We start from the raw sequence: 13,313 nt of genomic DNA, 5'->3' as shown, positions 1-13,313 counted from the left end.
AGCCAGACGTGTCTTCCGACAGCCCAAAGTCCGCAGAATCCCTTCACACCTCCCAAAGTCGGGTCCGCTGGTACCAGCCGCTGACGAAGCACAATTACCGCCTGTTCCTCGGTATGACACTCGCCGGCAGCATGGGCGTGTGGATGCAGCGGCTGGCCCAGGATTGGCTGGTACTTCAGCTCACCGGCAGCCCTGCGGCCGTGGGCATCGCCGTCGCACTGCAGTTCCTCCCCATGCTGATCGTGGGCCCGCTCAGTGGCCTACTGGTGGATATCTTCCCCAAGCGCAGCATCATGATGGTATGCCAGTCGGTGATCGCGCTGCTGGCCATCGGACTGGCGGCCTGGGTGGCCAGCGGAAACATCACAGTGTGGGCCGTGTACGGAAGCTGTGTGGCGCTGGGGGTGACGTCCGCCGTGGACGGTCCGGCGCGCCAGGTATTCATCAACGAGGTGGTGGGCGACGCCGGGCTCCGGCCCGCGATCGGTGTCAACAATGCCATCGGCCAGTTTGGTGCCATGCTGGGTCCGGCACTCGGCGGCGTGGTTATTGCCCAGGCAGGATCTGCCGCCGCCTTCGCCGCCAACGCCGTCCTTTCGCTGCTGGTGCTGGGCATGATCGCCGCCGTCCGCCCGGCACTCCTGCACACCAGCACCCCGGCATTGCGGGGCCGGGGTCAGTTGCTGGCAGGGTTCCGCTATGTCCGCAAACGGCCGTCGTTGCTTCTCATCATTACCCTGGCAGGCCTGCTGGGGGCTTTCGGAATGAACGGGCCGGTGGTGCTGGCCGCCTTCGCGGAACGGGTGTGGCACAACGGTGCCGCCGGGTTCGGCCTGTTCAACACGGTGGGTGCCTTCGGCGCCCTGGCAGGTGCGTTGCTCGCCGCGCGGCTGAGGACCACGGGCCGCAAGGGAATCGTGGCCGCGGCCGGACTCTTTGGGCTTTCCCAGCTGGTTGCCGCTTTGATGCCGAACCTGGTGGCATTCACCGTGATGCTCGTGGTGGTGGGCCTGATGACGCTGCTTTTCCTGACTAGCGCGGCCACAGCAGTACAGCTCGAAGCCGGCCCCGAAATCCGCGGCAGGGTGATGGCGCTGTACCTGCCGTTGCTTCTGGGCGGGCATGCTTTGGGAGGCCTGCTGGCGGGCTGGCTGACGGAGGAGTTTGGCGTGCGCACGGGCCTCGTTGTCACCGGTGCGCTGGCCATGCTGTCCGCAGCCGTCATTGGATTTTTGTTGTGGTTGAATTCGCGGCGGGTAAGGACCTGACCGCCCCTGTGAGGAAAAGTAAGTTTGTGTGAGTTCTTGACGCGTGGTGCGGCTCACATCTAGTCTGTGAGAAAGCGGTTTCTGAGACGCTATCGACCGCCAGATCAAAGGACACCGCATGATTTCACGCGCCCGAAAATCCAGAATTCCCAAAGCTGCGGCTGTCATGGTGGCGCTTGCACTGGCCCTCACCGGATGCGGCGGGGGTTCGACCTCAGCTTCTGATGGTCCGGTAACCCTGCGCTTCAGCTGGTGGGGTTCCGACGTGCGGCACAAGATGACGCAGGAACTGATTGACGCCTTTGAAGCCGAGAACCCCAACATCAAGGTCGAAGGCGAATACGGCGACTGGTCCGGCTACTGGGACAAGCTGGCCACCCAGGTCGCGTCCCAGGATGCACCCGACATCATCCAGATGGACGCCCAGTATCTTGGCGAATACGCCGAACGCGGCGCCCTGTTGGAGCTGAAGGACGTGGATCTTTCCAAATTCGATAAGGCTGCAGCAGACGCTGGAAAGACCGAAGGCGGCCAGTACGCCGTGACCGCTGGCATGAATGCACTGGTGGTCCTGGCCAATCCCGCGCTGGTGTCCGCCAGCGGAGTGTCCCTGCCGGACGACTCGACCTGGACCTGGGAGGACTACAAGCAGACTGCCGCGGACATCTCCGCCAAGAGTAAGGAAGGCGTTTACGGTTCGGGTGCCATCACCGGAGACGCATCCTTAAACCTTTGGCTGCGCCAACACGGAAAGTCCCTCTTTACCAACGACGGTGGCCTGGGCTTTGACGAGGCGGATGCCACCAAGTACTACGAAATGCAGGCCGGACTGCGGGATGCCAAAGCCGTTCCGCCCGCGTCCGTGATGACCGAGGATGCCAGCGCGTCACTGGACCAGCAGGGCCTGGCAACGAACCGCGTCGCCATGGGATGGGTGTGGTCCAACCAGCTGGGCGCGCTGACCAAGGCCTCAGGCCAGGCGTTGGAAATCCACCGGCCGCCAAGCGTGGAGGGCGATGCGTCGAAGGCTGAGCAGTTCTACAAGGCATCGCAGTTCTGGTCCGCCAGTTCCCGGTCCAAGCACCCCGCGGAAGCCCAGAAGTTCATCGATTTCCTGGCCAATAGCGTGAAAGCCGGCGAAATCGCGCTGGCAGACCGGGGTATCCCCGGCAACTCGGAAGTCCGGACGGCAGTAGCCCCGAAGCTGACGCCAACGGATGCGCTGACGGCAAAGTTCATCGATGACATTGCCGACGAAGTAGGCGACGCCCCAGCCGTTCCGCCCGCAGGATCAAGCTCGGTTTCCGAAGTACTGACCCGGTACGCCACCGAGGTGCACTTCAGCCGGATCTCCCCGCAGGACGCGGCAAAGAAGTCGATCGAGGAAATCAAGAGCTCGCTCAGCTAAACGGGCGAGACACCCCAGACTCGGGTCACCCAGGCTCGGGTGACCCAGACAAGGACGACGCCGGATGCGAACCGCATCCGGCGTCGTTCCGTTGCTGCCCATCTAAGTAGCGCTATCTGTCGTTATCAGGCCTCATAACGACAGATAGCGCTACTTAGTTGGGGGTGGGGAGTGGCGGCTGTCAGGATGCGTCGGAGGGTGTGAAGGTCCAGGTTCCTGCGTGGATCCTGAAGTCACGCGAACCCACGACGGCGGGCTCCGCCGTCGGCCCCTGGATCCGGTAACCTCCGGCGGGGAGCCTGACGGTGGCGGTGACCCCCGCGGGAACCGTGCACTCCAACTGCATTCCCGTCACGGTCCGCTGCCAGCTGACTGTGGCGGAGCCGTTCGGCAACGGGACGCTTCCTTGGGCATGGTCCAGCCGGCAGACCGGCGGTTCGATGACCAGCTCGCTGCCGCCTGGGGTGCTCACGCGGACGCCGAGCAAGAACTCCAGGATTTCCTTCACCACCGACGCGGACCATGCGTGGGACTGGCTGTAGTCGGTGCCGTCCACGAGATCCCAGGCCTCCCAGGTGAAGCTGGCGCCCTGCTGGAGGAGCCGGGCCCAGCCGGGCTGGTCTGACGATGTGAGCAGGTCAAGCACCGCGTCCGTGAGCCCCTCGGACAGAAGTGCCCGTACCAGCCGATGCACGGTCATAGGTCCCTGCCGCATGCCCTGGCCGGCGATCCGCTGCGCGTCGGCGGCGGCGTGGGCCGGGTCGGTGATGCCCAGGGACAGCGGGAAGGACGTGGCGTGCTGGGATGCATGGGTGCTGGCTGCGCCGTCAGCGTGCAAGCCGTCCACCATCAAACCATCCACCCGCAGGCGCGTGCGGATGGTTTCCGCCAGAGCCCCGGCATGGCCGGCGTACCGGACAGCCGCGTCCTCCTGGCCTGCCAGGCTGCACAGCCGGGCAGTGGACGTGAGGGCCGAATAGGCCTGGGCGTTGACGGTGGTCTTGGCGGCGCAGTCCATGTCGTAGCCGAACCGGCCGGGGGCAGGCCAGTCCACGATGCCGTGCAGGTACGGGCCGGAGCCGCCGCCCAGCTCGGTGACCAGTCCCGCCGTCGGGCCTTCCGTGGCGAGGTACCGCAGTGCATAGTCGGCAGTGGCACGGAGGTGCGGGAGCAGCTCCGTCACCAGGGCAAGGTCTCCGGTCCGCAGATGGTATTCCTCGGCCCACTCCGGCATCATGAGCGAAAAGTCGGGGATGTCCCGTTTCCCGTCGCCGTTGGGGTAGACAGCGTTGTAGCGTCCCGCGTCCTCGCCGGCGGTCCAGTAGCGCCCGGCTGACCAGCCGAATTCCCGGAGTGCCTGGGCCGTGTACGCGTGCTCGCCGAACAGGGCCATGGTGGCGTAGGAGATGTTGACGGCATCGGCGAGGAACTGGCCCTTCTCCCGTGTGGGCGTATCAACGAACTGTTCCTGGATTCCGTACAGCGCGGAATCGCGCAGCAGCCCGAACACTGCGTCCAACGTGGGGTCGGAGCTGCTGAAGCTCCCCTCGTCCGGGTGCCGGCCGTGGATCACGACGGCGCCCACCCGGGACAGGTCTTGCGCGTCCGCCCCCGGGAGTTCCAGGTAGCGGAAGCCCAGATGCACGGTGGCGCGGAGCTGCTGCGGGCCTTCTGCCTGGGTATAGGGGAAGGACATATCGGTGTTCTGGCTGGCAGTTTTGCTCCGGTCCACCCGGCCGTCCGCGTCCAAAACGTAGCCTGCCCGGATCATCAGGGTCCTCCCGGCCACGCCGGTTCGGAAGTCCACCTCCGGACGTGCCGGAATGACCCGGCCGAAGTCCGCCACCAGCGTTCCGTCGGCCGCGGTCAGGAAAGCCTGCGGGGCAACAAAAGTCTCGGAAAGGGAGGTGCGCCGCGGGTGAAGGGCGGGGAATTCCGGGACGGGGTGTGCGCCGTAGCTCAGGGCCGGCGGAGTGTCCCGGCCGGTGTCCAGGGCGGCCGCTGCCTGGCCATCGGGGTGCTCCACGGGATCGCCCTCATCGTTCCGGTAGCCGCCTTGACGGTAGGGCGCCTCGGAAGCCGTCCAGCCTGGGCCGGAGCCGAACACCTCGCGGCGCCCGTCCGTGTAGTCAACGCTCAGGCGGACCAGCAGCCCTGGAAGGCTGGCGGCCCTGCCCTGGCCGGGGCCGTACCAGTGCAGCAGGGCGCTCAGGGGAATCTCGACGGGCTGCTGCGGGGCCCGCTGGCCGGGCAGGCTTGGCTGGATTTGCTGACCCGACTGTTTCGGCACTCCGGGAGAGCGCGCCGCGAGCAGCGCGGTGACGTCGGCGGCGTCGTAATATCCCTCGCCGGGGTAGCCGAAGGAGGTGGTGCTGAGGCAGGCTTTGCCGTCCAACGCCACCTGCGCATGATGGCTCGCAGCCACAAAGAGGCGTGCCCGGGCAACGGTTCCCGTGAGCAGGACCGTGCTGCGGAAGAGCGTCCATTCATCGGGCTGCCGGTGTGCCGTGGTGAGTGCCCAGTGGCCCAGGAACGCGCGGGCCTCTTCCGGACCACCGCTGAACCGGTGGTCAAGCAGCACTGCGTGGTCAGCAATGGTGTCGTCAGCAATCGTGTCGATAGGGATGGCGTCGTTAGGGGTGGTGCCGCCGGCACTGTCAGCAGTGCCCTCAGGAGCCGGCCCAGTAATCCGCAGCGAGGCATACTCGGCCTGGCTGCGGGGACCCTGATGCAGTGCCAGCCGACCCTCGAACGCCGCGGGGAGCGGCTCGTTAACGGAGAGCAGCTCAACGCCGTCGAGGCTCACGGCGATGGTGCTGCCGTCGTCGGAAACGCTCAGGTCCTGCCAGGTGCCGGGAATCAGGTCCTTGCCGGGCAGCCGTTGCTGGCTAGCCACGGCCTGGCGTTTCAGTTGGGCGCTGGCCAGCACCTCGGTGTCCGGGGTGGCAGGGGCCGGGATGTCCCATTCCGGGGCGCGGCGGAGCACCGCATCGCCCGCCGTGTTCAGTTCCAACAGCAATCCAGTGCCCGGTCCGCTGCTGCGAAGGAGCAGGCCGGCCCATCCCATCACCGGCCGGAGGCGGGCCTCCAGAGTGAATCGACGGACGGGAGGGCAGGGAACGGGGAGGAACGGGGAACCCGCCACCCGAAGGGCGCCGTCGAGGACGTCCAGTGGAGCCAGGCCACCCGGCGCCCGGTGGATCCAGCCGGCACCCCATCCGCTGTCCGAGAGGCCGGTACTAAAAATCTCCGCTTCGGACCAGGGGCCGGCGAAGCCTCCGGCGTCACTCACCCGGACCCGCCAGCTGTAGTCCGCATCCTCGGCCAGTTCCGGACCGCCGTAGGGGATCCCGGATTGGCGCGATGACGGCACGGGTCCGGAGTGCCAAACCTCCGCTCCGGCCCAATCCTCGACCGCAATTTCGTAGCCGGTCTGCCGGGCCGCGGTGGGGTCGGCCTCCTCCGGCAGGCTTAGTTTCCAGCCAAACACGGGCCGCAGCGAGGCGGTGAGGCACGGGGAGAGACCGTCAGTCAGCAGGCCGGCAGCCTGCAGTTGGCCTTGCCGGGTCACCTGTCGGGTCAGTACGGGTGCGGCTTCCTGGGTGGGGGAGAATCCCATTAGGAAGCAGTCCCGCGTGCGGCCAGGGCCCAGGGCAGTCCGAGCTCGCTGAAGGTCGCATGCTCTTGCGTGGCACGTTCCAGGGCTTCCTCGATCCCGACGACGACGGCGTGCGCAGCGTCGCCTTCACCTTCCCAATGGACGTAGGCGCCGTCGATCAGGGCCGGCAGCGGTGCGGTCCGGATGGCTTCGAGCACCAGCATGAAGGCTCCGCTGTCCAGGAGCGGGCTGATGAGTTCCCTGCCGTCGCTGCGGTGGGCCAGCAGGTTCTCCGTGAGGTCGTCCCGGCCGAAGACCTGTTGGGTCTGCCCGTCCGGGGTGGTCACTGTGAGGCGGTCTTCGGTGTAATGGAAAACGGCCTGGCCCCGCGAGCCGTGAAGCGTGACATAGGGTTCCACGGATTCGGTGGCGCAGATGGTGAGTGCGCAGGTAACGGGGAGTCCCGTGGCGGTTCGGATCCGGATGACGGAGGTGTCGTCGGATTCGATGTCATTGGCCCGGTAGAGATCGGTTTCCACCGAGGCGACGTCTTCGATGGTGCGGGCGCCGGCGATGCGCAGCGCGGTGGCCACGGCGTGGGCCAGGGGATTGGTGGCGACCCCGTCAACCACGTCGACGCCGTCAATGCTCCGTTTCCCAGCCCAGCGGGAGCGCCTGTAGTAGGCCCGGTCGCGCACCCAGCGGCCGGTGGCCGACATGCCCTGCAGCGTGCCGATGGCTCCGCTGGCCAGCAGTTCCTCGATTGCCGCCAGCGCGTGTGACCCCAGGCTCTGGAAACCGATCTGCACGCTCCGGCCGGATGCCTTGGCGGCCTCGCACAGGGTGTTGAAGTCGGCCAGGGATGCCACGGGAGGCTTCTCCAGGTACAGGTCAGCCTGCGTGGCCAGGGCGGCGAGCCCCAGCGGGGCGTGTGTCTGGATCGGGGTGGCCACAATGATCAGTGCCAGGTCCGGGGTGGCAGCCAGCAGGTCGGTGAGTCCCGGGAAAACGGCGGCTGTATGGGGCACGGACCCCGGGGCCGGCGGCTGGGGATCGGCCACGGCAACGAGTTCGACGACGCCGGCAGCCTGGAGGCGTTCGAGGTTGCGCAGGTGGTGTGTGCCGAAGCCGTGGACGCCTACCAGTGCCACGCGGGCAGGGGTCTGGACAGGATCTGCATTCCGGGACTGTAACTCGGCGGCGGTGCCGGCTGGCGTTCCCAATGGATCTCCGTTTCTGCCCGCAGGCACAAAATTTGGCCCCGGCAACCGTCGCGACGGCGCCCGAGCTGACGATGCGGCGTTCCGCGATGCTGGCGTAGGCACGCGGATACGGGGCGGACTCGCCCGTGGCGCTCGCGGATACATCACCCGGCAAGCGCTTTCCGAATTCCAGTGTGAACCATGCAGTGGTGCTGAGTCTAGTAATGTAACGATTCAAAAATTAGCTTGACCCGTCCACCCCGAGGGGTCTAGATTTCGAGAAACCGATTACTTAGGTGACGCACGCCACTCGTGGAAGCGTTTCTGCAACGATGGAGAACCGAAGGAGCTTTGCCATGCTGGCTGGAAATTTCAGTGCACGCGCCTACTCGTTCTTTGACACCCTGCTCTGGATTGCCTGCCTCAACCTGCTATGGATCCTCTTCACGCTGCTGGGGCTGGGTGTCCTGGGTGCAGGCCCTGCAACGGCCGCGGCGCAGATCCTGGTCCGTCGCCGGGCGCGGGGCGAAGCTGCCCCGCTGCTCAAGTCGTTCACCCGCGAATACTTCGCGAACTTCGTCCGTGCCAACGCTCTGGCGTTGCCCGTCATGGCGGTGGCCGTGGCCCTGGCGATGAACTGGAACTACTCATCCGGCGCCGGGGACCTGATGTCCCAACTGGTCGCAGCCGGCACCTTTGTTGCGGCCATCTTCCTCGCCGGAGTGGTCTGCTACCTCTTCCCGATGTACGCCCGCTACGAACTGCCGCTGGGCCAGTACCTGATGATCTGCTCCCGCTTTGCTGTCCGCCACCTGGCGGGCACCGTCATCCTCCTGTTCATCACGGCCGCAGCCTTTTACGCGAGCCGCGCCCTGCCTGGCCTCACCCCCTTCTTCAGCATCGGCGCCTGGCTGTACTTGACCGGCTGGCTGTGCGACCGGTTCTTTACCGCCAATGACGAGTCCATCGCCGCCGTCGCAGCGCTCCAGACGGCAGTCGAGGACGATGCGCGTTCCGCCGTCGCCCGCCCCGCCGTCGTCCGCCCCGCGCAGCAGGGGGCACCTGTTGGGTGACCTTTTTGACGGCCGGCTCCTGTATGGCGCGGCGGTCTATCCCGAGGTCCTGGACGCCGCTACGTTCGAAACCGACGCCGCCCATATGCGCCTGCTCGGCATGAACACGGCCAGGCTGGGCGAGTTCATGTGGTCCGCCCTGGAGCCGGATGACGGGGAGATCCGCCTGGATGTCCTGGAAAGCGCCCTCGATGTGCTCGGCGCCAACGGGCTCAGCGTTATAGTCTGCACACCCACGGCCACCCCGCCGGTCTGGCTCACCCATGGCCACCCGGAACGCCTGCACCACACGGCCGACGGCGTTGCGCTGGGTCACGGCTCCCGTCAGCACATCTGCACTAACAACCCTGTCTTCCGCGACCGTGCCGCCCGGATAGCCAGGGCAATTGCGGCCGCCGTCGGGAATGACCAGCGCGTGCTCGCGTGGCAGTTGGACAACGAGTTCAAGTCCCACGTGGGCGGCTGCCACTGCGCAATCTGCCGTGACCTCTGGACCGGTTGGTTGGCTGCGCGCTACCAGGAGGTTGATCGGCTCAACCAGGCGTGGCATACCGCGGTCTGGAGTGAAACGTATCAAAACTTTGCCCAGGTGCCCCTTCCCGGCCCTACGCCCTTCCTCCACAACACCTCGCTGGTCAAGGACTTCGGGCAGTTCAGCCAGGAATGCATCAACGGGTTTGCCCGCGAACAGGCGGCCATCATCCGCGGCCACAGCAGCCTTCCCGTGACCCACAACAGCGGCTTCGGCTTCGACCTGGACAACGCCGCGCTCTACGAGACCCTGGACTTCTCCAGCTTCGACACCTACCCCTCGGCCGCCAACCATGCCGCGTTCCTGATGAACCTGGACTACTTCCCGCAGCTGGCAAAGTCCCGCCGCACGGTCCTGATGGAAACCAGTCCCAGCCACGGCGGCTCGGTGCGGCACTACGGCGTGCCGCACCCCCACGGTTTCGTCGAAGCGGAGGCCTTCGCCAATTACGCCTCAGGGTCCGCCGGATTCCTGTTCTGGCATTTCCGCCAGCACCGCGGCGGCAGCGAACAGGCGCACGGATCGGTGGTCAGCGCCTGGGGCCAGCCCACCATCGGCTACTCCAGCGCCGACGCAATCGGCCGGCTGCTCCCGGCGGTGAAGCCGCTGCTGGACCACAGCAGCCCGGCCCAACCCGCGGTCGCCCTCCACTACTCGGACCACGCGAAGGCATTCCTCGCAACGGAAGCGGGTGACGGCGAAGGCTACCGCGGCCTGATCTCGGCCTTCCACTCAGGGCTGGTCCGGGCCGGAATCCAGCGGTCCCTGCTTCCGGTGGAGGCCTCCCTCGCCGGCTTCCGAGTGCTCTTCACCCCGTTCGTCCACCACCTCCCATTGCAGGACCGGGCGCGGATCCTGCACTGGGTGCACGACGGCGGCACCTGGGTCTGCGGGCCCGGCACCGGAGGACGCACGGAGCACCACACCTGGCATGCCGACTCCGCCCTCGGTGGGCTGGAGGCTGCCGCCGGCGTCGAATCCGTCTTCCAGTTCCCGGCCACCGGATCAGGTTCCCGGGGCAGCATCCTGGGCCGCGACGTCGTCCTCTCCCGGATGAGCACCTTCTTCCGGCTCCCCGAAAAGGACGCGCCCGGTGCGGCCACGGCGCTCGGCACCGTCACCGCCGGTCCCGCCGAGGGCCTGGAATTCGCCACCGAACGCCGGATCGGCGCCGGCCGGATGATCCTGTTCGGTTCCTATCCAGGAACCGAGCAGGATTTCTATCCAGGAACCGGCGCGGGAACCGGAGGACCGGACGACGACGGCGCGGTGCTGGCTGCCGTCGTCGAGTACGCGTGCGCTGGGGTGCTGCCGCGCGTCCGCACCGGAGGTGGCACGGTGGCCGAATATCCGCGCTGGCGGAACGGCCGTCTGCAGCACTGGCTGGTCAACATGGGCGGCGAGCCGGGAGCGTTCACGCTCCTGCGGCCCGCCCGCAGACTGCTGGGCAAGCAGGCCGTCCACGCCGGCAACGGCAGCCACACCAGCCACCCGGCGCTTACCCTTCCCGCCGGCGTCCACACATTGGGCGCCTACGAGTATCTGGTTCTGGAAGACATCAAAGAGGAGCAATCACTGTGAAATGGCTTGAGCAGGCACCACGCGTGGACACGGCTGTGCAGTTCGGCAGGCCGTGGGCACAGGGGGAACTGGACGCAGCGGGCGTCCCTGGCATCCGTGTCGCCGACGCTGCGCTGGCCCATGAAGCCCGGCCGCTGGCGTACTGGCCGGACGGCAGCGTTAAATGGACCGCCCACGCCGTGGTGGTTCCGGCGGGCACGGAGGCTTCAGGAATGGAGCCGGAATTGTCGGGTGCCTTCGGCTCAGAGCCGGCACCAGCCATGGGACCTGGGCCGGCGCCGGCCGACGCTGTGCCGACCCGCCCGCTGGCTTCCTCCGACGGCGGCACCATCGTTGTCAACACCGGCTCCTTCACGGTGTCCATCCCCAAGGGTGGCAAGGCACCGGCCGCCGGGAAGGCGGGTGGCGAGCTCACGGGCCCGTTTACTGCGCCGGACGGACGGCGGCTCGGCAATGCCTTGCGGCTGGTGGTCGGTGCACCTGATGCCCAGGCCAGGGTCGAGTCCGCGGGCATCGAAACTCCAGGCTCGGTGCGGACGGTGGTCCGGCTCGAGGGGTCTGTCGCCGCGGGTGGCACCGAACTGCTCCGGTTCATCATCCGCCTCACGTTCTTTGCCGGGCAGGCCACCGTTCAGGTTACCCAGACACTGCTGTTCCAGGACGCGGCCAAGGACCGGATCATCAAGGGCATCGGACTGCGGCTGGACCGCAGCCTCAGCGGGGACCTGCTGAACCGCCGCGTCAGCATCGCGGGGGATACGGCCGTCTACACCGAACCCGTGCAGTCCCTGTATACACGACCATTCAGCGGCGACAACCCCGATTACGCCCGCCAGCTAGCCGGCCAGGCCGTCACCGAGACGCCGGAGACCGCAGAAGTGTTCACCGTCGGACGGCAGAACGCCGTCTGGTCCACCTTCCGCCTGACGCAGGAATCCGAGGACTACTTCCGGCTGGAGAAGCAGACCAAAGCCAAGCTGCTGCCTGTCCGGATGGGCAAGGGCCACCGCAGCCAGGGACTGTTGTACGCCGGGGACACCACCGGTGGTGTGGCCGTCACCCTGCGCGGCTTCTGGCAGAAATTCCCGGCCGCCCTGGAAGTGGACGGCATGGCGGGGGATTCCGCCGCGTTCACGGCCTGGTCCTGGGCCGAATCGGTGGAACCGATGGACCTGCGCCACTACACCGACGAATGCCACGTGCCCAGCGCCTACGAAGGCTTCGACGAACTGCGCTCCACACCGGAAGGCGTGGCCAACACGTCCCACATCTCCTTTGACTTCGTGGACATTTCACCGTCCAACGACTGGCTGTGGGACCTCGCCTGCGAACGCCAGCAGCCCGCCCAGCCCGTCTGCGAACCGGAGCTGTACTACTCCTCCCGCGCCGCCGGAACCACGTGGGGGCTGCCGGAGACGGCGGCCGCCGGCGCCGCCGTCGAACAGCGGCTGGACGGGCTGGTGGAGTTCTATACCCAGGAAGTGGAGCAGCGCGGCTGGTACGGCTACTGGAACTACGGCGACTTTATGCACAGCTACGACCAGTACCGCCACCAATGGCGTTATGACCTCGGAGGCTTCGCCTGGGCCAACAATGAGCTTGCGCCCAACATGTGGCTCTGGCAGTCGTTCCTCCGCAGCGGCGACGCCCGGGCCTTCCGCCTCGCCGAAGCCATGACGTGGCACAGCGCCGAGGTGGACCGGCACCACTTCGGCGAGTACTCCCAGCTGGGGTCCCGGCACAACGTGGTCCACTGGGGCTGCGGCTGCAAGGAAGTCCGGATCAGCATGGCCGGCCTGCACCGCTACTACTACTTCCTCACCGGGGACGAACGTATCGGCGAGCTCCTGTCCGAAGTACGCGACGCGGAACACGCCCTGGACCGGCTGGACCCCATGCGCGAATTCTACGACCGGACCCCCGAACGGACGCACATCCGGATCGGGCCCGACTGGTCCGCCCTGGTGTCCAACTGGTTCAGCGAATGGGAACGCACCGGCGAGACCCAGTGGAAGGACCGGATCACCAAGGGCATCAGCCAGCTTGAGGCCATGCCCCACGGGCTCCTCTCCGGACCCACCCTGGAACTCGACGCCTCGGCCCTGGACCTGCACCACATGTTCACGGGGACACAGGGCGGCTTCCACATGATCATCGCCTTCGGCGCCCCCCAGGTGTGGATGGAGGTGGCCGAGGCGCTGGACCACGACGGCTTCCGCCGGATGCTCGCCGACTTCGGCAGGTTCTATGCCCTGCCCGAAGCCGAGAAACAGCGCCTCACCGGCGGCGCACTGGACGACACCCACTTCAGCTGGCCGTCCATGGCCACCGGAATGATGGCCTACGGCGCCTGGTACTACCGCGATGAGGAACTTGCCGCCACCGCCTGGGAAATTCTGCTCGAAAACGCCGGGGGCGGGCTGACAATCCCTTTCGCCGCATCGCTGCAGCACGCGCAGACCTGGCGTCCCGTCGTCGAACACCCCACCATCTCCACCAACTGGGCCTCCCAGTGGGGCCTCAACGCCATGCTCTGCCTGGAACTGATCGGCCCGCCGGGAGAGCCCCGCTGGGCCAGCCACCCCCACGCCCTCACCCGCAGCACCACCTGAGCTGCAGCACCTGAACTGCACCAACAGCCATCTACAACC

7 protein-coding genes are annotated in these 13,313 nt (G+C 66.9%); 5 read left to right on the top strand and 2 right to left on the bottom strand.

All coding sequences use genetic code 11. The annotated features are described in order from the left end of the window. The first annotated feature begins 8 nt into the window (after positions 1–8). Both ACZY0Q_RS09055 and ACZY0Q_RS09050 read left to right on the top strand, forming a co-directional pair. Positions 9–1,268: an MFS transporter gene (locus ACZY0Q_RS09055; RefSeq protein ID WP_463915984.1), complete on the top strand. Its 1,260-nt coding sequence runs from the start codon at positions 9–11 to the stop codon at positions 1,266–1,268. Between the two features lie 118 nt (positions 1,269–1,386). Next, positions 1,387–2,676, top strand: a complete 1,290-nt coding sequence (locus ACZY0Q_RS09050; protein WP_463915983.1) for an ABC transporter substrate-binding protein — start codon at positions 1,387–1,389, stop codon at positions 2,674–2,676. Positions 2,677–2,857: 181 nt separating this feature from the next. Here ACZY0Q_RS09050 and ACZY0Q_RS09045 read toward each other — a convergent pair whose 3' ends face one another. Both ACZY0Q_RS09045 and ACZY0Q_RS09040 read right to left on the bottom strand, forming a co-directional pair. Then, the gene (locus tag ACZY0Q_RS09045; RefSeq protein ID WP_463915982.1) at positions 2,858–6,295 is read right to left on the bottom strand and encodes a family 78 glycoside hydrolase catalytic domain; all 3,438 of its coding nucleotides are present in this window, start codon (positions 6,293–6,295) and stop codon (positions 2,858–2,860) included. Next, a complete protein-coding gene (locus tag ACZY0Q_RS09040) occupies positions 6,295–7,497 on the bottom strand; it encodes a Gfo/Idh/MocA family protein (protein WP_463915981.1) in 1,203 nt (400 codons plus the stop codon). The genes ACZY0Q_RS09045 and ACZY0Q_RS09040 overlap by 1 nt, the downstream gene beginning before the upstream one ends. A gap of 335 nt (positions 7,498–7,832) precedes the next feature. On the opposite strand from ACZY0Q_RS09040, the gene ACZY0Q_RS09035 reads away from it, so the two are divergent. Genes ACZY0Q_RS09035 through ACZY0Q_RS09025 form a run of 3 tightly spaced genes read left to right on the top strand, consistent with a single transcriptional unit; the run spans position 7,833 to position 13,274 of the window. Continuing rightward, a complete protein-coding gene (locus tag ACZY0Q_RS09035) occupies positions 7,833–8,549 on the top strand; it encodes a YesL family protein (RefSeq protein ID WP_463915979.1) in 717 nt (238 codons plus the stop codon). Further along, on the top strand, positions 8,542–10,662 hold the full coding sequence (locus ACZY0Q_RS09030) for a beta-galactosidase (protein WP_463915978.1): 2,121 nt from the start codon (positions 8,542–8,544) through the stop codon (positions 10,660–10,662). Before ACZY0Q_RS09035 ends, ACZY0Q_RS09030 begins: the two co-directional genes overlap by 8 nt. Beyond that, positions 10,659–13,274 (top strand): exo-rhamnogalacturonan lyase family protein, encoded by a 2,616-nt coding sequence (locus ACZY0Q_RS09025; RefSeq protein ID WP_463915977.1) that lies wholly within the window; start codon positions 10,659–10,661, stop codon positions 13,272–13,274. The genes ACZY0Q_RS09030 and ACZY0Q_RS09025 overlap by 4 nt, the downstream gene beginning before the upstream one ends. The last annotated feature ends 39 nt before the right edge of the window (positions 13,275–13,313 follow it).

The organism is Pseudarthrobacter lactosi (assembly GCF_055412785.1).
The sequence above is the reverse complement of the archived record's forward strand: the minus strand, read 5'-3'. Positions and strand labels throughout refer to the sequence as shown.